The 18,687-nt window shown below is 71.0% G+C and carries 22 protein-coding genes; 6 read left to right on the top strand and 16 right to left on the bottom strand.

Features of this window, described 5'->3' with window-relative positions; translation table 11 throughout:
• Positions 1–180 precede the first annotated feature (180 nt).
• Together FHU28_RS30110 and FHU28_RS30105 are read left to right on the top strand one after the other, a co-directional pair.
• Complete coding sequence (locus tag FHU28_RS30110) at positions 181–426, top strand: hypothetical protein (protein ID WP_073828823.1); 246 nt, start codon at positions 181–183, stop codon at positions 424–426.
• The gene (locus FHU28_RS30105) at positions 416–754 is read left to right on the top strand and encodes a hypothetical protein (RefSeq protein ID WP_184688381.1); all 339 of its coding nucleotides are present in this window, start codon (positions 416–418) and stop codon (positions 752–754) included. The genes FHU28_RS30110 and FHU28_RS30105 overlap by 11 nt, the downstream gene beginning before the upstream one ends.
• 118 nt (positions 755–872) lie before the next feature.
• Here FHU28_RS30105 and FHU28_RS30100 read toward each other — a convergent pair whose 3' ends face one another.
• The 10 genes from FHU28_RS30100 to FHU28_RS30055 form a co-directional block, all read right to left on the bottom strand.
• Positions 873–1,322: an NUDIX domain-containing protein gene (locus FHU28_RS30100; protein WP_311773676.1), complete on the bottom strand. Its 450-nt coding sequence runs from the start codon at positions 1,320–1,322 to the stop codon at positions 873–875.
• A gap of 6 nt (positions 1,323–1,328) precedes the next feature.
• A complete protein-coding gene (locus FHU28_RS30095) occupies positions 1,329–2,048 on the bottom strand; it encodes a DinB family protein (protein WP_221453338.1) in 720 nt (239 codons plus the stop codon).
• 143 nt (positions 2,049–2,191) lie between these two features.
• A complete protein-coding gene (locus FHU28_RS30090; RefSeq protein WP_184688379.1) occupies positions 2,192–2,887 on the bottom strand; it encodes an ABC transporter permease in 696 nt (231 codons plus the stop codon).
• Positions 2,884–3,762 (bottom strand): ATP-binding cassette domain-containing protein, encoded by an 879-nt coding sequence (locus FHU28_RS30085; RefSeq protein WP_116508525.1) that lies wholly within the window; start codon positions 3,760–3,762, stop codon positions 2,884–2,886. The genes FHU28_RS30090 and FHU28_RS30085 overlap by 4 nt, the downstream gene beginning before the upstream one ends.
• Positions 3,759–4,118 carry a GntR family transcriptional regulator gene (locus FHU28_RS30080; protein ID WP_043328406.1) on the bottom strand — a complete coding sequence of 120 codons (360 nt, stop codon included), beginning with the start codon at positions 4,116–4,118 and terminating at the stop codon, positions 3,759–3,761. Before FHU28_RS30080 ends, FHU28_RS30085 begins: the two co-directional genes overlap by 4 nt.
• A gap of 166 nt (positions 4,119–4,284) precedes the next feature.
• On the bottom strand, positions 4,285–4,779 hold the full coding sequence (locus FHU28_RS30075; RefSeq protein WP_184688377.1) for a GNAT family N-acetyltransferase: 495 nt from the start codon (positions 4,777–4,779) through the stop codon (positions 4,285–4,287).
• An 87-nt stretch (positions 4,780–4,866) separates the two neighbouring features.
• Positions 4,867–5,598: a class I SAM-dependent methyltransferase gene (locus tag FHU28_RS30070; protein WP_184688374.1), complete on the bottom strand. Its 732-nt coding sequence runs from the start codon at positions 5,596–5,598 to the stop codon at positions 4,867–4,869.
• A gap of 206 nt (positions 5,599–5,804) precedes the next feature.
• Positions 5,805–6,518 (bottom strand): SanA/YdcF family protein, encoded by a 714-nt coding sequence (locus tag FHU28_RS30065; protein ID WP_184688372.1) that lies wholly within the window; start codon positions 6,516–6,518, stop codon positions 5,805–5,807.
• 23 nt (positions 6,519–6,541) lie between these two features.
• On the bottom strand, positions 6,542–6,904 hold the full coding sequence (locus FHU28_RS30060; RefSeq protein WP_018784695.1) for a PH domain-containing protein: 363 nt from the start codon (positions 6,902–6,904) through the stop codon (positions 6,542–6,544).
• A 31-nt stretch (positions 6,905–6,935) separates the two neighbouring features.
• A complete protein-coding gene (locus FHU28_RS30055; RefSeq protein ID WP_073828815.1) occupies positions 6,936–7,244 on the bottom strand; it encodes a 4a-hydroxytetrahydrobiopterin dehydratase in 309 nt (102 codons plus the stop codon).
• A 184-nt stretch (positions 7,245–7,428) separates the two neighbouring features.
• Here FHU28_RS30055 and FHU28_RS30050 point away from each other — a divergent pair, with 184 nt between their 5' ends.
• Complete coding sequence (locus FHU28_RS30050; RefSeq protein WP_184688369.1) at positions 7,429–7,869, top strand: (deoxy)nucleoside triphosphate pyrophosphohydrolase; 441 nt, start codon at positions 7,429–7,431, stop codon at positions 7,867–7,869.
• A gap of 89 nt (positions 7,870–7,958) precedes the next feature.
• Here the strand turns inward: FHU28_RS30050 and FHU28_RS30045 are convergent, their stop codons facing one another.
• From FHU28_RS30045 to FHU28_RS30020, 6 genes are all read right to left on the bottom strand, one after another.
• Entirely contained in the window at positions 7,959–9,068 is a 1,110-nt protein-coding gene (locus FHU28_RS30045; protein WP_073828813.1) for a succinate dehydrogenase/fumarate reductase iron-sulfur subunit, read from the bottom strand.
• Positions 9,068–10,981, bottom strand: a complete 1,914-nt coding sequence (locus FHU28_RS30040) for a fumarate reductase/succinate dehydrogenase flavoprotein subunit (protein WP_184688367.1) — start codon at positions 10,979–10,981, stop codon at positions 9,068–9,070. Before FHU28_RS30040 ends, FHU28_RS30045 begins: the two co-directional genes overlap by 1 nt.
• Before the next feature lie 10 nt (positions 10,982–10,991).
• Positions 10,992–11,813: a hypothetical protein gene (locus tag FHU28_RS30035; RefSeq protein ID WP_073828811.1), complete on the bottom strand. Its 822-nt coding sequence runs from the start codon at positions 11,811–11,813 to the stop codon at positions 10,992–10,994.
• A gap of 228 nt (positions 11,814–12,041) precedes the next feature.
• A complete protein-coding gene (locus FHU28_RS30030; RefSeq protein WP_184688365.1) occupies positions 12,042–13,451 on the bottom strand; it encodes a TldD/PmbA family protein in 1,410 nt (469 codons plus the stop codon).
• A 76-nt stretch (positions 13,452–13,527) separates the two neighbouring features.
• Positions 13,528–14,964, bottom strand: a complete 1,437-nt coding sequence (locus FHU28_RS30025) for a TldD/PmbA family protein (RefSeq protein WP_184688362.1) — start codon at positions 14,962–14,964, stop codon at positions 13,528–13,530.
• A 113-nt stretch (positions 14,965–15,077) separates the two neighbouring features.
• A complete protein-coding gene (locus FHU28_RS30020) occupies positions 15,078–15,350 on the bottom strand; it encodes a Uma2 family endonuclease (protein ID WP_260413205.1) in 273 nt (90 codons plus the stop codon).
• 188 nt (positions 15,351–15,538) lie between these two features.
• On the opposite strand from FHU28_RS30020, the gene FHU28_RS30015 reads away from it, so the two are divergent.
• From FHU28_RS30015 to FHU28_RS30005, 3 genes are read left to right on the top strand one after another with little or no spacing between them, the layout of a single operon-like run.
• The gene (locus FHU28_RS30015) at positions 15,539–16,654 is read left to right on the top strand and encodes an ABC transporter ATP-binding protein (RefSeq protein ID WP_184688360.1); all 1,116 of its coding nucleotides are present in this window, start codon (positions 15,539–15,541) and stop codon (positions 16,652–16,654) included.
• Positions 16,651–17,673, top strand: coding sequence for an ABC transporter ATP-binding protein (locus FHU28_RS30010; RefSeq protein WP_184688358.1), 1,023 nt, complete (start codon positions 16,651–16,653; stop codon positions 17,671–17,673). The genes FHU28_RS30015 and FHU28_RS30010 overlap by 4 nt, the downstream gene beginning before the upstream one ends.
• The gene (locus FHU28_RS30005; RefSeq protein ID WP_073828805.1) at positions 17,670–18,674 is read left to right on the top strand and encodes an ABC transporter permease; all 1,005 of its coding nucleotides are present in this window, start codon (positions 17,670–17,672) and stop codon (positions 18,672–18,674) included. The genes FHU28_RS30010 and FHU28_RS30005 overlap by 4 nt, the downstream gene beginning before the upstream one ends.
• Positions 18,675–18,687 lie beyond the last annotated feature (13 nt).

The raw sequence follows: 18,687 nt of genomic DNA, 5'->3' as shown, positions 1-18,687 counted from the left end.
GACGACCGGGCGGCGCAGTGGCAGCGAGAGGGTTCGGCCAGGCCGGCGATCGGTCCGAGCGGTCGGGCTCCCGTACGCCGGATTCCGGGTCTTTGATCTCTTGGCTGGCACTGCGACGATGCAGGCCGTCGGAGGCGGCCGTGTGTGGACGTCTCGTGTCTCATCGACCGAGGAGCCGATGTGCGTCTGCCCCGTGAGCCCCACCCGGTTGACCGGCCGGGCCTGCTCATCTCCATGATCGTCTGTGGTGGCCTCGGGACCCTTGCGGCGAGCGGATGGAACGGCGACGCAGGGCGGTTCCAGCCGATCGCGGCGGTGCTCGCCGTGGTGCTGTTCGCGTGCTTCCTGATCATGTTCGCGGTGTTCTGGGTCGGCTGGCTGATGCGCGGCCACGAGTTGTGGCGCGAGGCGCGACGTGAGCGCTGACCAGGACCGTTACCGGCATGACCGCCGGTGGCTCGAACACGCGGTGCACGAGCTTCCGGCCGGGGTGCTGTGGGGCACCGACGGCGCTACACCCGCACAGTGCGCCGAGATGCTGGACGGTCTGGACGAGTTCGCTCGCACCTGTGCCCGCCTCGGACTCGACGACCACACCGGGTTCATCGAGGAGTGCCGGTGGCATTTCGACCACTACCCGCACTACCTGAGCCGCCGCCGTCATGTCGCGGACTACGCGACGTACGTCCGCGACCGCCGCGGACCGATCCGGGTCTCGTCGCCGCCGACGCCGGACTGGCTGCGACGTCGCTGACCACCGCCACCCGGGCCGCCGGTAGCCTGCTTCAGCCTTGGTCCCAGCCCGGCGAGGGATCGACCGAGCCGCAGGCTCCCCCTGCGCGCGCTCGTGCCGAGAAACGTGTCCGTCGTGGTCAGGCGCGACGCTCGGCAAGGACCCTGCGGAACAGGGCGGGGTAGCTGGCATGAGCCAGCGGTAGCGCTCCGAGCGCGTCTTCGGTGAACCAGCCGATGGCGTCGTGTTCCTCCGGCGCGAGGTTGGCCGGATACCCCGTCCACGCTTCGACCAGCCAGATCCGCATGGAGAACGTGTCGGCGTGAACCTCGTGCACGGGCGGACCCGACGGCACCGCCACGTCGACGCCCAGTTCCTCTCGGAGCTCACGAGCAAGTGCGACACGGGGCGGTTCCCCGGGCTCGACGTGCCCGCCGGGCAGGTCCCAGACGTCGGGCAGCACACGACGCAGGGGAGAGCGGTGGCACAGGAGTATCCGGTCGCCGTCGCACAGCAACCCGGTGACGATGCGTGCCTTGCCAGAGCCGTCCGACGAGGCCTCCGATGCGAGGCCGGTCCACGTGGACACCGGACGCTACTCCTGCGCGTCCAGGTCGCGCACTGCGAAGCGGAGGTGTTCCCACTCCTCGTCGAAGATGACGTGGAGGCAGTGCAGGACCGGCTTCTCGTGTCCGGGTGACCACGCTGTCGGTCGAGGCTCGGCGAGCAGCTCTGGAGTGACGCCCGTGAGGAATTCCCGCACCATGGCCTGCCGCTCGGCCCGCAGATCGAGCACCTGGGCGAGACTCGGACGCGCCGCGGGGAAGATCGACATGTCGAGTCCGTCCGTCTCGTACTCGGCGTGTGGCTGCCCGAGCGGATGGAAGGGCTGCGGCAGTCGCAGGATCGCCTTGCCGAGCCAGGCGTCGGTGGCGAACGCGAGGTGGCGCAGGGTCTGCGCGAACGACCACTCGCCGTCGATCGAGATGTCGGCGGCGCCGTCGGGCATGGACACGACCCGGTCGACCGCGGCCGCCCAGGCTCGTTCGAGCGCCGCCCACGCCGCGCGCAGGCCGTCGGGATCCTCGGCATGCCTCAGCTCGCGCCCGGGGAACCGCCGGTTGAGTTCGGCCTCGACGAGCGGCACGACGTCGACACCGTTGACCAGCAGCGCGCCGTCGGTGAGCCACGGCGCGTCGATGTCGAGCCCGCGCACGTCGACGCCGCGCATCACCGCGCCGGCCAGCGTCGACCTGGTGAAGCGCGCGCCTTGCAGGTCCCTGTCCACGAACGTCGTGAGGTCACTCTGGTCCACGGCGCACCCCTCCCGTCGGCGATCGCGGCAATGCTAGCGAGCGGGTCCGACAACAGCTGTCGATGCGACCGAACCGGGGAGCTGCGGGTGGCGGCCGACGACCCGCATCGCGCGGATCGTCGGCCGACCATCCGTGCCCGCCGTCAGGCGTTGGCCCGGCGGATGGCCGCCATCCCCCCGAGGGCGGCCACCGCGGCGATCAGGGCGGGCCACCCCACCAGCAGGCTGACCTGGTGCTGGCTGCTCAGCCACTGCCAGATGTCACCGAACCATCCCTGCCAGGTGATCAACGCGACGAGCAGGCCGGTCACCAGGATCAGGGCCGCGCCGGCCCCGAACAGGCCGTTCATGCCGAACCGGACGTACCAGACGGCGACGAAGACGGAGACGAAGTTCAGGAACAGGAACGGCACCGCGTAGACGGCGATCTGCAGCAGCCCGTTGTCGACGTCGACGTACGGGATCCGGAAGAACCGCAGCTGGATCCCGAAGCCGCCGGTGGCGCCCTCGATCAGGTTGAGCAGGTAGAGCAGGACGCCGTAGACGACCGCCTGCACCACGTTGACGAGCACCGTGGCGAGGTAGAAGGTGCGCCGGGTGACGCTCATGCCGAGCGCGAACGGGAACGCCTGGCTGATCGAGGCGGCGGCGACGATCGAGCAGACGATGTAGATACTGGCCAGACCGCCCGTGGTGTTCTTGCCCGGCGAGGCCTCGTCGATCGAGGCGAAGATCAGCAGGTTGACGCCGAGCGAGATGGCCATGATGGCCCATGGCCAGGCCAACTGGCTGACCCAGGCGATGGTGTGCATCCGGGCGACGTCGAGGATACGAGTCATCGCGCGTTCGTCCTTTCCGTCGTCAGGCGCACCACGGCCTGTTGGAGCGACACCGGCGCCAGGTCGATGCCGAGCTTCTCGGCGCGCGTCCGTTCGGCGTCGTCGAACGACCCGCGCAGCGACGCGCGGACTGCGCCGCCGAGTTGCTCACGATGCAGCGCCTGGTGCGCGGCGGCGAACTCGTCCACCGCAGCGGCCGGGCCGGACGCCTCCACCACCTCGCCGCGCAGCTCGTCGCTGGGCGCGTCGAGCAGCAGCTTGCCGCGGTCGAGCAGCAGCACGTGCTCGATCAGGTCGGCCACCTCGTCGATGAGGTGCGTGGAGAGCACGACGGTGCGCGGGTTCTCGGCGTAGTCGGCGAGCAGCCGGTCGTAGAAGAGCTGCCGGGCGACCGCGTCGAGACCGAGGTACGGCTCGTCGAAGAAGGTCAGCGGCGCGCGTGCGGCCAGGCCGATCGTCACGCCCAGCGCGGACAGCATGCCGCGGGACAGTTTGCGTACCTTGCGCTTGCGCGGCAGGTCGAAGTCGTCCACCAGGGACTGCGCGAAGTCCTCGTCCCAGTTGGGGAACAGCCGCTTGGCCAGGCTCAGCACGTGCCGGACCTGGTACGCGGTCGGGTACGTCTGACTCTCCTTGATGAAGACCACCCGCGACAGCACCCGCTCGTTCTCGTACGGCCGCTCACCGAAGAGCATGAGGTCGCCGCTGGTGCCGCTGTTCTGGCCGGTGATCAGCTGCATCAGCGTCGTCTTGCCGGCGCCGTTGCGGCCGAGAAGCCCATAGATCTTGTCGCCCGTCAACGTGAAGGTGACGTCATCGAGAGCGGTCACCTCGCCGAACCGCTTCGTGAGTCCGGCTGCCGCCACGACGCTCATCGCTGTTCCTCCCCTGTGTCGATGAGCTTCTTCAGCTCCTCGGTGCCGATGCCCAACTTGCGTGCCTCCTCGATGAGGGGCCGCACGTACTGGTCGGAGAACTCGCGCCGGCGGCGTTCCCGGAGTGTTTCGACGGCGCCCGTTGCCACGAACATTCCGATCCCCCTGCGCTTGTAGAGAAGCCCGTCATCGACCAGGCGGTTGATCCCCTTGGCGGCGGTCGCCGGGTTGATCCGGTGGAACGCCGCCAGCTCGTTCGTCGACGGCACCTGGGTCTCCTCCGCGTACGTCCCGTCGATGATCGAGTTTTCGATCATCTCCGCGATCTGGACGAAGATCGGCCGGCCGTCATCCATCCTGGTTCTTTGGTTCATTACTCATGTAACTAACCATGGCGCTCGCGGGCCGGGGCGTCAAGTCTTCTTCGGGTACGCGCGGCCGCTCACGGCTCGCACGCCCTGGTACGCCGGCACCTGGTCGGCGGCTGACCGGCCGTCCCGGTGATCAGCGACGGCAGCCGGCTCAGGTGACGCGCGGGCTGCGGCGTTCGAGCAGAGTCACGTCGCGCCAGAGGCCGTGGTGGCGGCCGACCCGTTCCCGGGTGCCGACCACGCGGAAGCCGCACGTCGCGTGCAGCGCCAGGCTCGCGGTGTTCTCCGGGAACACGCCGGACTGGATGGTCCAGATCCCGGCCGCCTCGGTCGAGGCGATCAACGCCTCCAGCAGCGCCCGGCCGACCCCGCGCCCACGCCCGCGCGGATGCACGTAGACGGAGTGCTCGACCACCCCGGCGTAGACGCAGCGGTCGGAGACCGCCGAGCAGGCCACCCAGCCGAGCACGTCGCCGGCCTCGTCGAGCGCCACCCAGCGGTGGCCGGGCAGACGGGTGGCGGTGAACCGCGCCCAGTCCGGCGGTTCGGTCTCGAACGTGGCGTTGCCCTCGGCGATTCCCAGACGGTAGATCTCCAGCACGGCGTCGGCGTGCGAGTCGTCCATGGCGGCGACGGTGACGGTCATCGGTTCCCCCTGTCCGGACCCGGCGGTCGTCAGCGTAGTCGCGCGCCGAGGGGCCGGGACGTGATGCCCGGCCCCTCGACGTGAGCGCTACCGCCGCCGGTAGACGGAGATGTGCGAGTTGCTGTCCGCGTCGAACGGCGACCGGTCCCAGTCGGCGTACCGCTCGGCGAGCCGGAGCCCGGCCCGCTCCGCCAGCTCATCGACCTGCTCCGGCCAGGCGTAGCGCATCGCGAACGGCTTCAGGTGCACGCCGGAGGCGTCGAACGTGACGGTCTGCCGCACGAACGTCTGCGCCGCCCGGTCGTACCGGTGCAGGCGGATGGTGGCCGAGTCCTCGGTCACCTCCCGCACCTGGACCTGCTCGTCCCGGTCGAAGTCCGCCGGGTCGGGCACGAAGGTCTCGATGACGAACGCGCCGCCGGGCGCGAGCACCCGGGCGACGTTGCGGAAGCAGGCCGCCTGGCGTTCCTCGGACACCAGGTTGAACAGCGTGTTGAACACCAGGAAGACCAGACGGTACGGCCCGGTGACCGGGACGTCCGCCATGTCGCCGATGGTCACCGGCAGGTCCGCGCCGCCCGGCTTGGCGCGCAGGTGCGCGACCATCTCCGGGGACGCCTCGACGCCCTCCACGGTCAGACCGCGGGCGGCCAGCGGCAGGGCCACCCGGCCGGTGCCGACTGCCAGTTCGAGCACCGGGCCGCCGTCGGCCAGCGGCGCGAGGAAGTCGACGGCCGGGGCCGGGTCGGGATTGCCGGGGCCGTCGTAGGTGTCGGCCCAGAGCCGGCCGAACAGGCCGGGATCGTCGAAGACGGACATCACACGCCCTCCCGCCGGGCGGAAGGGGCAGGACGCGGCGCGAGGTCAGCGACCTCCGCCGGAATGGGGTACGGAAACACGAAGCCTCGTTTCGGCAAGGGTGACGACGGGTCGGCTGGGCTTCGCAGCGTGTGGCATGGCGGTGCTCCCTCCGGTCGGCTTCGAGGGGTCCAGCAGACCAGCAGCCGTCCGGGGGGACAACCGGATTACGCCCGTAGCGCGTCGTCCACACCGGTCTCCCGGCGGCCGAGGTGCACCGGATCACGCCCGCTGAGCACGTCCACGGCGGCCTTGACGCAGGCGGCGTGCTCCCGGGTGGAGCTGATCCGCCACTGGTCGGCGTACCGGCGGGCGGTGTCGTCGCCGACGCCGACGGCCTCGATGCCGGCGTCCCGGCACAGCGCCACCGCGCGCGGCAGGTGGAACGACTGGGTGACCACTGTGGCCCGCCGGACTCCGAAGACGCGGTGCGCGCGGACGCACGAGTCGTACGTGTCGAAGCCGGCGTGGTCCAGCACCGTCTTCTCCGCCGGGACGCCCCGGTCGACGAGCCAGCGCCGCATCGCGTCCGGCTCGTCGTAGTCCCAGTCCATGTGGTCGCCGGAGAGCAGGAGCACCTGGACCTTGCCGGCGGCGTACAACTGGCGGGCGATCTCCAGCCGGCCGGCCAGGAACGGCGCCGGGGTGCCGTCCGGCTCCACCTTGGTGCCCAGCACCAGCGCCACCGGCGTCTCGGGCACGTCCGCGGCGTCGAACAGGCGACCCTCGGCGGCGCCGCGGACCCAGGTCACGCTGGCGACGGTGGCGGCGCCCAGCAGGACCACGGCGGCCGTGGCGAGCACCAGCAGCCGGCGGACCAGGCGTACGGCCTGCCGATGGTCGCCCCGCCAGGCCCGCCATCGCGCCGTCAGCCCTCGCATGGCGGCGATTGTGCCAGCGCGGGTCAGGAGATGTGGTGCAGGATCACGTTGTGCACGTGGTGGCTCTTCTCCGCGCCCCGGAACTCCACCTCGTAGGTGTGCGTGCCGACGTGCACAGCGATCGACCCGGTGGAGAAGAACGAGCCGCCCCAGGACTTGTTGCTCACCACGCTCACGCTGGTGATCTTCGAGTACGGGATGCTGGTGATCGCGTACCGCTTGCCGACGAAGGAGCGGTCCTGGATGATCACCCGCCGGTCGGTCAGGCCGATGAAGCCGGTGCCGGTGCCCACCGCGTCGTAGACGGCGATGATCTGCTCACCGGGCAGCAGCCCGCTCTGGATCTGCTGGAACTGTTCCTTGCGGTCGTACGTGGGGCCAGACATGTACCCGAGGGTAGGCGGGGCGCGCCAGCGCTCAGGTCTCGGTGACCGCGCGGACCGCGTCCTCGATGCGTGCCGCGAGCAGCACCTCACCCTCGGTGAGCGGCTCGCCGTCGCCGTGGCCCAGCCGGATCTGGGTACGATCGGCCCGGCGGCTGATCTCCGGGCGCAGCCGCAGCGCGTCGGCGACCACCGCGACCCGCTCGGTGAGCGCGGCGTGCTGGGTGTCGTCGAGAACGATCGTGCGGCGGATCTGTTCGCCCTCGCGCGTCCATCCGGACAGCAGGGCCAGTGCGTCGCTGAGGTAGTCGTGCTTCGCACGGCCGCTGAACAGCACGCGCATCACCGCACCTCCCAGGCGTCGTTGCCGGCTTGTGGCCAAATCGTCGCCATCCCGTGTCCCAGTCGACGCCCTCTAGTCTCTCGCCACTCAGATGGTGTGTCCACGCCCACACTTCCGTGTTCTGCTGACCTGACGGTCGACGCAGCTACCCAAACCGCCGATTGATCTGGCACGCTGGTGGCCCGTGCGGACCGAACGGATTAGCGGGAACGGGCAGGCCGACCGGCGGGAGCCGAGGGTGGTCGTCGGAGCCGCGATCATCGAGGGCGGCCGGGTGCTGGCGTGCGAGCGCTCCGCGCCCCCCGAGGTGGCGGGCCGGTGGGAGTTCCCCGGCGGAAAGGTCGAGCCGGGTGAGGCCGAGACCGACGCGCTGGCCCGCGAGTGCGCCGAGGAGCTGGGCGTACGGGTGGTTGTCGGCGCCCGCGTCGGTCGCGACGTACGGATGGCTCATGGCCGGTCCGTGCTGCGCGTCTACGCCGCCCGGCTGCTCCACGGCGACCAGCCGAAGGCCCTGGAACACGCGGACCTGCGCTGGCTCTCCGCCGCCGAGCTGGACAGCGTCGACTGGCTGCCGGCCGACGTGCCGATCGTGGCCGCGCTGCGCCCGCTGCTCGCCGCCGACTGAGCGCGGCGGGCCGAGCCGGACAGCCGGGCCGAAACGGGACGGGGGCCGGCGGCGTGTGCCGCTGGCCCCCGTCGTCGTCGCGCCGCTGCTCAGTGCTTCGGCTCGTCCTGCTGCGGGTGAGCGAAGTTGAGGTGCTCCGGGGGCAGCGGGAACGTCACGTCGTCGCCGAACGGCGACGGCGCGGCGGCCCGGTTGAACGTCAGCTCGGTCAGCGGCAGCTTGCCGTTGGCGTCCACCGCCGGGGCGGTCGGGTGCGGCACCTCGCGGTGCCAGTTGACGCCCTGCTGGGCCTGCCGCTCGGCGGCGCTGTCGTGCGAGCCGCCCGCGTGCGAGTGCACCCCGCCGTGCGAGTGCGTCCCGCCGGAGTGCGCGTGCGCCCCGCCGTGCGCCCCTCCGGACGTGACGGCACCGCTGGAATGCCCGCTGGTCGCGCTGGTCTGAGGCACCTGACCCCTCCGGAAGATCTTGTTACCGAGCCACACAAGGGGATCGTACCTGCGGTCGACGACCCGTTCCTTCATGGGGATGATCCCGTTGTCGGTGATCTTGATGTGCTCGGGGCAGACCTCGGTGCAGCACTTGGTGATGTTGCAGAAGCCGAGTCCCATGTCGGACTGCGCGTACTCCCGGCGGTCGGTACGGGCGTCCAGCGGGTGCATGTCCAGCTCGGCCGCCCGGATGAAGAACCGGGGGCCGGAGAACGCCGGCTTGTTCTCCTCGTGGTCACGGATCACGTGGCAGACGTTCTGGCACAGGAAGCACTCGATGCACTTGCGGAACTCCTGCGAGCGCTCCACGTCGACCTGCTGCATCCGGTAGTCGCCGGGCGCCACGTCGGCCGGCGGCGCGAACGCCGGGGTCTCCCGGGCCTTCTCGTAGTTGAACGAGACGTCGGTGACCAGGTCCCGGATCACCGGGAACGTACGCAGCGGGGTCACCGTGACGGTCTCGGCCTCCTCGAACGTCGACATCCGGGTCATGCAGCCCAGCCGCGGCTTGCCGTTGATCTCCATGGAGCAGGAGCCGCACTTGCCGGCCTTGCAGTTCCACCGGCACGCCAGGTCGGGCGCCTCGGTGGCCTGGAGCCGGTGGATCACGTCGAGGACCACCTCACCCTCGTTGACCTCGACCGTGTAGTCCTTCAGGTCGCCGCCGGTCTCGTCGCCCCGCCAGATGCGGAACTGGCGCTTGTTTCCCATCAGTTGTTCGCCTCCTCGGTGAGGGCGTCGAACTCGGCGAGTTCCTCGTCGGTCAGGTACTTGGCCAGCTCGGCCCGGTCGAACAGCCCGATCAGCTCCGGCCGCATCTTCGGCAGCGGCTTGTGGGTCAGCCGGACCGTCTCCCCGTCCAGCGAGCAGACCAGGTTGACGCCGCGCCACTTCGGGTCCATCGCCGGGTAGTCCTCCCGGGTGTGCCCGCCGCGCGACTCCTGCCGCTCCAGCGCCGCCATCGCGGTGCACTCCGAGACCACGAGCATGTTGCGCAGGTCCAGCGCCAGGTGCCAGCCCGGGTTGTAGCGCCGGCCGCCGACCGCGCTCACCTTCGCCACCCGCTCGCGCAGCTCGGCCAGCCGGCCGAGCGCGTCGGCCAGCTCACCCTCGCGCCGGATGATGCCGACCAGATCGCCCATGACCACCTGGAGGTCCTGCTGGAGCTGGTACGGGTTCTCGCCGGTGTCGCGCTGCAACGGCGCCAGCGCCGTCTCCACAGCGGCCTCCACCGCCGCCACCGACACCGCCGGGCGGCTGGTGAGCTGATCGGTGTACGTGGCCGCGTGCCCGCCCGCGCGCTTGCCGAAGACCAGCAGGTCGGACAGGGAGTTGCCACCGAGCCGGTTGGAGCCGTGCATGCCGCCGGACACCTCGCCGGCGGCGTAGAGCCCGCGCACCGTGCCGAACGCCGCGCCGGAGTCCGGGTCCACCTCGACGCCGCCCATCACGTAGTGACAGGTCGGGCCGACCTCCATCGGCTCCTTGGTGATGTCGACGTCGGCCAGCTCCTTGAACTGGTGGTACATCGACGGGAGGCGGCGGCGGATCTCCTCGGCCGACTTACGGGAGGCGATGTCCAGGTAGACGCCGCCGGCCGGCGTACCCCGGCCTTCCTTGACCTCGCTGTTGATCGCGCGGGCGACCTCGTCACGGGGCAGCAGCTCCGGCGGACGCCGGTTGTTGTCCGGGTCGGTGTACCAGCGGTCCGCCTCCTCCTCGGTCTCCGCGTACTGCTTGCGGAACACGTCGGGGACGTAGTCGAACATGAACCGCTTGCCCTCGGAGTTCTTCAGCACCCCGCCGTCGCCGCGTACCGACTCGGTGACCAGGATGCCCTTCACCGAGGGCGGCCAGACCATGCCGGTCGGGTGGAACTGGAGGAACTCCATGTTGATCAGCGTCGCCCCGGCGCGCAGCGCCAGCGCGTGACCGTCCCCGGTGTACTCCCAGGAGTTCGAGGTGACCTTGTAGGACCGTCCGACGCCGCCGGTGGCGAGCACCACGGCGGGCGCCTCGAACAGGACGAACTCGCCGGACTCGCGGTAGTAGCCGAACGCGCCGGCGACGCGGTCACCGTCGAGCAGCAGTTCGGTGATCGTGGTCTCGGAGAAGACCCGGATCCGCGCGTCGTAGCTGCCGAACTCCTGCTTGTCCTCCTGCTGGAGCGAGACGATCTTCTGCTGGAGCGTCCGGATCAGCTCCAGGCCGGTCCGGTCGCCGACGTGCGCCAGGCGCGGGTACTCGTGGCCACCGAAGTTGCGCTGCGAGATCTTCCCGTCCTTGGTGCGGTCGAACAGCGCGCCGTACGTCTCCAGCTCCCAGATCCGCTGCGGCGCCTCCTTGGCGTGCAACTCGGCCATCCGGAAGTTGTTGAGGAACTTGCCGCCGCGCATGGTGTCCCGGAAGTGCACCTGCCAGTTGTCGCGCGAGTTCACGTTGCCCATCGCGGCGGCGGCGCCGCCCTCGGCCATCACCGTGTGCGCCTTGCCGAACAGCGACTTCGAGATGATCGCGGTCTTCTTGCCGGCCAGCCGGGCCTCGATCGCCGCGCGCAGGCCGGCGCCACCGGCCCCGATCACGACGACGTCGTAGTGGTGTCGTTCGATTCGCGTCTCAGTCATGTCCAGGCTCTCAGTTGATGAACCGCAGGTCGTTGATCCAGCCGGCGGCGACCGCCATCACGTAGAAGTCGGTGAGGGCCAGGGTGCCCAGGGTGATCCAGGCGAGCTGCATGTGCCGGACGTTCAACCAGGACACCCCGGTCCACGCCTTGTAGCGCATCGGGTGCTTGGAGAAGTGCTTGAGCCGCCCGCCGATGATGTGCCGGCAGGAGTGGCAGGAGATCGTGTACGCCCACAGCATCACCACGTTGCCGACCAGGATGATGTTGCCCAGGCCGAAGCCGAAGCCCTCTGGGGAGTGGAAGGCCAGGATCGCGTCCCAGGTGTTGACCAGCGAGATGATCGCGGCGGCGTAGAAGAAGTAGCGGTGCAGGTTCTGCCCGAGCAGCGGGAACCGCGTCTCGCCGCTGTACGACTGGTGCCCGTCCGGTACCGCGCAGGCCGGCGGCGACAGCCAGAACGACCGGTAGTACGCCTTGCGGTAGTAGTAGCAGGTCAGCCGGAACAGCAGCAGGAACGGCAGGGTGAGCGCCGCGTCCGGGATGATCCACCAGCCGGGCAGGAACTGGCCGAAGTGCGAGGAGCCCTCGACGCAGCGGTCGGTGACACAGGGGGAGTAGAACGGTGTCAGGTAGTGGTACTGCTCCACCCAGTACCACTTGTGCATGAAGACCCGGACCGTCGCGTAGATGACCCAGGCGCTGAGCCCGACCACGGTGATCAGCGGAGCGAACCACCATCGGTCGGTCCGCAAGGTCTTCGCCGCGATGGCGGCGCGCGCCCGCCCTCCCCGCGGCTGCGATCTCGGCGTCTTGGCCGACGTAGTTGTCATTCGAGTCATCTCCCTGACGTCACTGTCACGTCTTGCGCACGCACGAGGCCACACCGGCGAACCGGTGCGGCTAAGTGACACACGTTACGCCGATCTTCACGGCCCGGCCGCGCAACGCAGTGTCCCGTGTGTCCCGCAGCTTGGAAAGAGTCACTTCATGATCAATGTGGCGGGTCGGTCGAACGGTGCGCCGACCGGCGCCTCGGTGCGCCCGGCGGCGCGCCGGGATCACCCGGACGCGCCGCCGGTGAAGTGCCAGGAGGACAGCCGCAACGCCGGCGCCTCGTACCAGGACCCGTCGACCCGGCCCGGCAGCCGGACCGGTGCCCGGCCCAGGCCCAGCACCCGCCCCGCCCCCAGCGCCCGCGGGTACGACTCGGTGAACCGGAAGTCGCGCACCGCCCGGGTCGGCACGCCGTCCTCGACCAGCCAGACCCCGTTGCGTGTCAACCCGGTGACCACCAACTGCTTCGGGTCCAGCACCCGCGTGTACCAGAAGTCGCTCACCAGCAGCCCGCGCCGCATCCCGGCCACCAGCGCGGCGGTGTCCGGGTCGCCCACCGCTCCGGTGACGCCCGCGCTCACCGGCCCGGCCGCGACGGTCGCGCCCGCATCGGCGACGCCCGGGTCCGCCAGTAGGCGGATGTTGTGCGGGATCGGCCCGAAGGTCGCGCTACCCGGCATACCGTGGCCGGTGGACCCGGCGCCCGCCGCCGCACCGCCGCGCCTGTCGTACGCCACCGCCCGGGTGGTGCCCGCCTCCACCAGCGGCAGCGCCCGCCGGGGCGTGCCCTCCAGGTCGAACGGCAGCGTGCCGGCGTGCAGCGGGTCGTCCACCAGCGTCACCAGCGGGTCGAACTGGGCGGTGCCCGGCTCGGCGAAGGACTGCCGTTCGGCGTACCGCTTGCCGTTGAAGCCGAACCAGGCGAGGTTCTGCAGCAGGTCGGCGACGGCAGCCGGTTCGAGCACCACCTCGTAGTGCCCCGGCGGCAGCTCGACCGGGTCGGCCGCGGCCCGTGCCTTCGCCGCCGCGTGCGCGCCGAGGGCCGCGCCGTCAAGGTCGGCGAGCCGGTCGGCGCAGAGCCGCGCCACCCCGTCCGCCGCGCCGGCGCGGGCGATGCCGTCCATGGCCGCCTCGGCCGCGCTTCCGGCCGCCGTGTGCCCGGCGGAGTTGGCGAACGCCCCCGACCGGTACGCGGTGCGGCAGTAGCCGGCCGCCTCCAGCCCGTCGACCGCGTCCACGAACGCGCGTACCCGCTCGGCCCGCTCGTCGGGCGAGGCGAACGCGGTGGCCTCGTCGACGGCCGGGCCGGACGGCGTCGCGGTCGGCGCGGTCAGTCCCGGCCAGGCCGGGTCGGGCGGCGCGAGCCGGGCCGCGGCCCGGGTCCGCTCGACGAGCGCGGCCAGCCCGTCGGCGTCGGCCCGGCTACCGCTGCCGGTCGCGGTCCGCCCGTCCACGTGCAACCGCAGGTGTACGGCGACGCCGGTCTCGGCCACGTTCTGGTGGATGAACGAGTTGGCGAACCGGGTCAGCGCCAGGTCGGAGCGGGTCACCAGCACCTCGGCCTCGGCATCCGCCCCGGCGGTACGCCGGACCAGGTCCACCACCCCCGCGGCGATCCCCAACTCGGCGCTCATGCCGGCACTCCGCTTCGCTCCGTGCCGTCATGAGGCACCGTCGCCCTGAGTCTGCTGATTCGCTCGCTGCGCTCGCTCATGCGCGCACCCCCACCCGGACGCCCCGGAACCGGGCCGGCGCGGCCGGATGGCCGGTGTGCCCGACCTGGCCGGGCTGCCCCTTGCCGCAGTTGGGCGTGCCCCAGGCGACGGTCTCCGAGGAGAGCATGTCCATCGAGCGCCAGAAGGCCGGCCCGATACCGGTGTACGTCGGGTTGCGCAGCATCCGCCCCCGACGGCCCTTCTTCACCTCCCAGCCGACCTCGCAGCCGAACTGGAAGTTGAGCCGCTTGTCGTCGATCGACCAGGACCTGTTGATGTCCATCAGCACCCCGTCGTCGGTGGCCGCGATGATCTCGTCCAGCGTGTGCGGGCCGGGCTCCAGGCCCACGTTCGTCATCCGCACCATCGGCAGACGCGCCCAGCCGTCGGCCCGTACGCTGCCGCCGTAGTCCAGGCCGGCGACGGCGGCCGAGTCCCGGCCGGCGAGCACCCCGACCCACCGCCCCTCGCGGACCGCGTCCCGGGCGACCGCCGGGGAGCCCTCGTCGTCGTAGCCGAAGCTGCCCAGCGCGCCGGGGATGGTCGGGTCGATGGTCACGTTCATCAGCTCCGAGCCGTAGCGCAGCGACCCGAGCCGGGCGAGGTCGAGCCAGGAGGTGCCGGCGAACGCCGCCTCCCAGCCGAGGATGCGGTCCAGCTCGATGGCGTGCCCGACCGACTCGTGGATCTGCAGGGCGAGCTGCTCGCCGCCGAGGATCAGGTCGGTCTCGCCGGCCGGGCACTGCGGGGCGGTGAGCAGCTCGCGGGACTCCTCGGCGATCCGGGCGGCGTGCGCGGCCAGGTCGAGTGAGGTGACCAGCTCCCAGCCGGTGGTGCCGTACTGCCCCCGGTAGCTCGGGTAGGACCGGCGCTGCGTCTCGCCGTCGCCGATCGACGTGGCGGAGATGCCGCCGCCGCACTCCCGGATGTGCTGGTCGATCCGATGGCCCTCGCTGGAGACGAACCACTTCGTGGTGTCCCAGATCTGGTAGAGCCCCTCGGCCAGGTCGGCGCCGTGCTCACGCATCGTGGCCGTGGCGCGGACCAGCAGGTCACCCTTGTCCGACAGCGGCACTCCGAGCGGGTCGACGGCGCACTCCGAGGCCCAGCTCGCCACCGCCGCCTCGGCCGGCACCAGGTCGATCGGCGGGCCGGGAACCCGCGCGCTCGCGGTGGCGATCGCCGCGGCGCGCCGGCCGGCGTCGCGGGCCGCCGCGTCGGACAGATCGGGTACGGCGTGGAAGCCCCACCCCGATCCGACGAGCGCGCGTACGCCCAGCCCGATGCTCTCGTCCTGGCTCAGCTCCTCGATGTCGCCGTTGCGGGCCGACATCGACTCGTAGCGGCGGTGCATGACCCGGGCGTCGGCGTACCGGGCGCCCGCGTCGAGAGCGGCCTGGACGGCGGCGGTCGCCGCGTCGAACTCGCTCATGCCGGCGCTCCGCTGCGCTGCGTGCCGGCATGAGGCACCTTCGCGCTGCCCCGATGATTCGCTCGCTGACGCTCGCTCATGCGCCCGACCCTAGGCGAGCGGGCCGACATCCGTCAGGGGACGAGATCCTCCGGCCGGATCGTGGCCCGGACGGGCTCGGTCAGCTCCAGCACGGAACCGGGCTTGGTCACCGACACCTCCCGGTAGTGCCGACCCTGCCGCCGGTGGAGGTGCAGCGTGCCGGTCTCCTGCTCCACCAGCAGGTACCACTCGATGCCCGCGGCGGCGTAGTAGTTCCAGGCCGGCCGTCGTGGCCGAACACCGCCGCGGTCATGGTCGCCTCCACCTCGTGCCGACGGGAATCGTCCCTTCGTCGCCGGGACCATCGTCGCACCACGGGTGCGGCGGCGAGGCGACGACGGGCAGTCGCGGGCGTGGATGTCCCAGGTGACGGGCGTGCGAGACGGAAACCCAGTCGTTACGCTCAGGCCGCTGACAGACCGCTCGATGTAGCTTATTTTCGCCTCCTGGGTTTTCCTGTAGGTTCTCTTCATCACCGAAGGGGAGGCGGTCAATGGGCAGGTCGGAGGCGGTGCCGTCCGGGGAGCCGGACCGTCCGGAGGTGCCGGAGCAGCGATCCGGCGACGGGCCCTATCTCCAGGTCAGAGACCTGCGGGTGCGGTTCGACACCGAGGACGGCGTGGTCAAGGCCGTGGACGGCGTGTCGTTCGCTGTCGAGCGGGGCCGCACGCTCGGGATCGTGGGCGAGTCCGGGTCGGGCAAGAGCGTCACGTCGCTGGCGATCCTGGGTCTGCACAACGCGAAGCGCACGACCATCTCGGGGGAGATCTCCGTCGGTGGGCGTCAGCTCGTCGGGCTGTCCGAGGAGGAGATCCGTCGGCTGCGGGGCCGGGACATGGCGATGATCTTCCAGGACCCGTTGTCGGCGTTGCACCCCTACTACACGGTGGGGAAGCAGATCGCCGAGGCGTACCGGGTGCACCACCCGAGGGCCGGCAGGCGCGAGGCGCGGACGCGGGCGGTGGACATGCTGGACCGGGTCGGCATTCCGCAGCCGGCCAAGCGGTTCGACCAGTATCCGCATGAGTTCTCGGGTGGGATGCGGCAGCGCGCGATGATCGCGATGGCGCTCGTCAACGACCCGGATCTGTTGATCGCCGACGAGCCGACGACGGCGTTGGACGTGACGGTGCAGGCGCAGATCCTGGACCTGCTCAGCGACCTGCAGGAGGAGTTCCGCTCGGCGATCATCCTGATCACCCATGACCTGGGTGTGGTGTCGCAGGTGGCTGATGACGTGCTGGTGATGTACGGCGGGCGGGCGGTGGAGCACGGCAGTGTGGAGCGGGTGTTGCGGGCGCCGCAGCATCCGTACACCTGGGGGTTGTTGTCGAGCGTGCCGTCGTTGCACGCCGACGCCGACGCCGACGCCGACGCGGATCTGGTGCCGATCCCCGGCAACCCACCCAGTCTGATCAACCTGCCGTCGGGGTGCGCGTTCCACCCGCGCTGCCGGTACGCCGACGTCAACGGCGACCGCTCCCGCACCGACGTGCCCGAGCTGGGGCCGGCCGGAGCACCCGGTCACCTGGTGGCCTGCCACCTGTCGGCGGCCGACCGGGAGCGGATCTACCGCGACGAGGTCGCACAGGTGGGGGTGGCCCGATGAGCGCCGAAACCGAGCCGCTGCTGCGGGTGCGGGGGCTGACGAAGCACTTCCCGGTGCGGCAGGGCCTGCGCGCCCGGGGTGCGGTGCGGGCGGTGGACGGCCTGGACTTCGACGTGCGTCCGGGCGAGACGCTGGGCCTGGTGGGGGAGTCGGGGTGTGGGAAGACCACGACCGGGCGGATGCTGGTGCGCCTGCTGGAGCCCACCGCCGGGTCGATCGAGTTCGCGGGGCGGGACATCACCCACGGTGGGCGGCGTGAGTTGCGCGCGTTGCGGCAGGACCTGCAGATCATCTTCCAGGACCCGTACGCGTCGTTGAACCCGCGGCACACGGTCGGGCGGATCGTGGCCATGCCGTTGCAGGTCAACGGGATCACCCCGCCCGGCGGGGTCAAGAAGCGGGTCCAGGAACTGCTCGAACTCGTCGGCCTGAATCCGGAGCACTACAACAGGTACCCGCACGAGTTCTCCGGCGGGCAGCGCCAACGCATCGGCATCGCCCGCGCGCTCGCGCTCAAACCCAAGCTCATCGTGGCCGACGAGCCGGTCTCGGCGCTGGACGTGTCGATCCAGGCGCAGGTCATCAACCTGCTGCGCGACCTGCAACGCGACCTCGACCTGGCGTTCGTGTTCATCGCCCACGACCTGGCCGTCATCCGCCACTTCTGCCACCGCGTCGCCGTCATGTACCTCGGCAAGATCGTCGAGATCGGCGACCGGAACGATATCTACACCCGGCCGCAGCACCCGTACACCCGGGCGCTGCTCTCCGCGATCCCCGACGTCACAGCGCTCGGCCCCGCCGGCCGCATCCGTCTGACCGGTGACGTCCCCACCCCGCTGAACCCGCCGTCGGGCTGCCGCTTCCGTACCCGCTGCTGGAAGGCCACCGACCACTGCGCCGCCGAGGAGCCGGCGCTGGTCACCCGGGACGGCGGCGGGCAGCTCACCGCCTGCCACTACCCGGAGAGCGGACCGGTCGGCGTGCCGACCGGCGAACCCGTGGAGGTGTCGAAATGAGCCTGTCGCCGGTCGAGGGCGTGGCGCTCGCCGAGATCGAGTCCCCCGGGCAGGAGCCGGACGAGAAGAAGCGGCTGGTCGGCCGCTCACCCGGCCAGCTCGTCTGGGCCCGCCTGCGGCGCGACCGCACCGCCATGGTCAGCGGCATCGTGCTGGCCCTGTTCATCCTGGTGGCGGTTGCCGCGCCGCTGATCCAGCGGCTCTACGGCGTGTCGCCGAACCAGCAGTTCGGTGAGCTGCTGGACGCCACCGGCATGCCGCTGGGCTACGTGGGCGGCGTCAGCGGCGACCACTGGTTCGGGCTGGAACCGGGCCTGGGCCGGGACATCTTCATCCGGATGATCTACGGCATCCGGACGTCGCTGCTGATCGCGCTCGGCGCCGCGCTCGTCACCACGACGATCGGCGTGGTGCTCGGGATCGTCGCCGGCTTCCTGGGCGGCGTGGTCGACTCGGTGATCAGCTGGATCACCGACGTCGCACTGGCGTTGCCGTTCCTCATCTTCGCGCTGGCAGTGGTGCCGACGTTCTCGCTGCGCTTCTACGGCCCCCGGGACGCGGTGCCGACGTGGTTCGCGGTGACCACGCTGATCGTGGTCTTCGCCGCGTTCGGCTGGACCGGAACGGCCCGCCTCGTCCGGGGCCAGGTGGTCTCGCTGCGCGAGCGGGAGTTCGTGGAGGCGGCGCGGGCCAGCGGCGCCGGGCTCGGGCACATGCTGTTCCGGCAGTTGCTGCCGAACATCTGGGCCCCGATCCTGGTGGCGTTCTCGCTCGCCGTGCCGTCGTACGTCACGGGCGAGGCGGCGCTGTCCTTCCTCGGTGTCGGCCTGCCCGAGTCGGTGCCGAGCTTCGGCCGGATGATCTACCGGAGCATCGACTACCTGCAGACCGACCCGGCGTACGTCTTCTTCCCCGGCATCACCATCTTCGCGCTCGTGCTGGCGTTCAACCTCTTCGGCGACGCGCTGCGCGACGCGCTCGACCCGAAGTCGTCACGGTAGGGGGTTCGACGCC

Source organism: Micromonospora echinospora (assembly GCF_014203425.1).
Taxonomy (GTDB): domain Bacteria; phylum Actinomycetota; class Actinomycetes; order Mycobacteriales; family Micromonosporaceae; genus Micromonospora; species Micromonospora echinospora_A.
The sequence above is the reverse complement of the archived record's forward strand: the minus strand, read 5'-3'. Positions and strand labels throughout refer to the sequence as shown.

Coding starts and splice junctions, on each gene's coding strand:
- FHU28_RS30090 (WP_184688379.1), bottom strand. CDS start 2,887: ATGACTCGTATCCTCGACGTCGCCCGGATGCACACCATCGCCTGGGTC.
- FHU28_RS30085 (WP_116508525.1), bottom strand. CDS start 3,762: ATGAGCGTCGTGGCGGCAGCCGGACTCACGAAGCGGTTCGGCGAGGTG.
- FHU28_RS30080 (WP_043328406.1), bottom strand. CDS start 4,118: ATGGATGACGGCCGGCCGATCTTCGTCCAGATCGCGGAGATGATCGAA.
- FHU28_RS30075 (WP_184688377.1), bottom strand. CDS start 4,779: ATGACCGTCACCGTCGCCGCCATGGACGACTCGCACGCCGACGCCGTG.
- FHU28_RS30070 (WP_184688374.1), bottom strand. CDS start 5,598: ATGTCCGTCTTCGACGATCCCGGCCTGTTCGGCCGGCTCTGGGCCGAC.
- FHU28_RS30065 (WP_184688372.1), bottom strand. CDS start 6,518: ATGCGAGGGCTGACGGCGCGATGGCGGGCCTGGCGGGGCGACCATCGG.
- FHU28_RS30060 (WP_018784695.1), bottom strand. CDS start 6,904: ATGTCTGGCCCCACGTACGACCGCAAGGAACAGTTCCAGCAGATCCAG.
- FHU28_RS30055 (WP_073828815.1), bottom strand. CDS start 7,244: ATGCGCGTGCTGTTCAGCGGCCGTGCGAAGCACGACTACCTCAGCGAC.
- FHU28_RS30045 (WP_073828813.1), bottom strand. CDS start 9,068: ATGGGAAACAAGCGCCAGTTCCGCATCTGGCGGGGCGACGAGACCGGC.
- FHU28_RS30040 (WP_184688367.1), bottom strand. CDS start 10,981: ATGACTGAGACGCGAATCGAACGACACCACTACGACGTCGTCGTGATC.
- FHU28_RS30035 (WP_073828811.1), bottom strand. CDS start 11,813: ATGACAACTACGTCGGCCAAGACGCCGAGATCGCAGCCGCGGGGAGGG.
- FHU28_RS30030 (WP_184688365.1), bottom strand. CDS start 13,451: ATGAGCGCCGAGTTGGGGATCGCCGCGGGGGTGGTGGACCTGGTCCGG.
- FHU28_RS30025 (WP_184688362.1), bottom strand. CDS start 14,964: ATGAGCGAGTTCGACGCGGCGACCGCCGCCGTCCAGGCCGCTCTCGAC.
- FHU28_RS30020 (WP_260413205.1), bottom strand. CDS start 15,350: ATGGTCCCGGCGACGAAGGGACGATTCCCGTCGGCACGAGGTGGAGGC.
- FHU28_RS30015 (WP_184688360.1), top strand. CDS start 15,539: ATGGGCAGGTCGGAGGCGGTGCCGTCCGGGGAGCCGGACCGTCCGGAG.
- FHU28_RS30010 (WP_184688358.1), top strand. CDS start 16,651: ATGAGCGCCGAAACCGAGCCGCTGCTGCGGGTGCGGGGGCTGACGAAG.
- FHU28_RS30005 (WP_073828805.1), top strand. CDS start 17,670: ATGAGCCTGTCGCCGGTCGAGGGCGTGGCGCTCGCCGAGATCGAGTCC.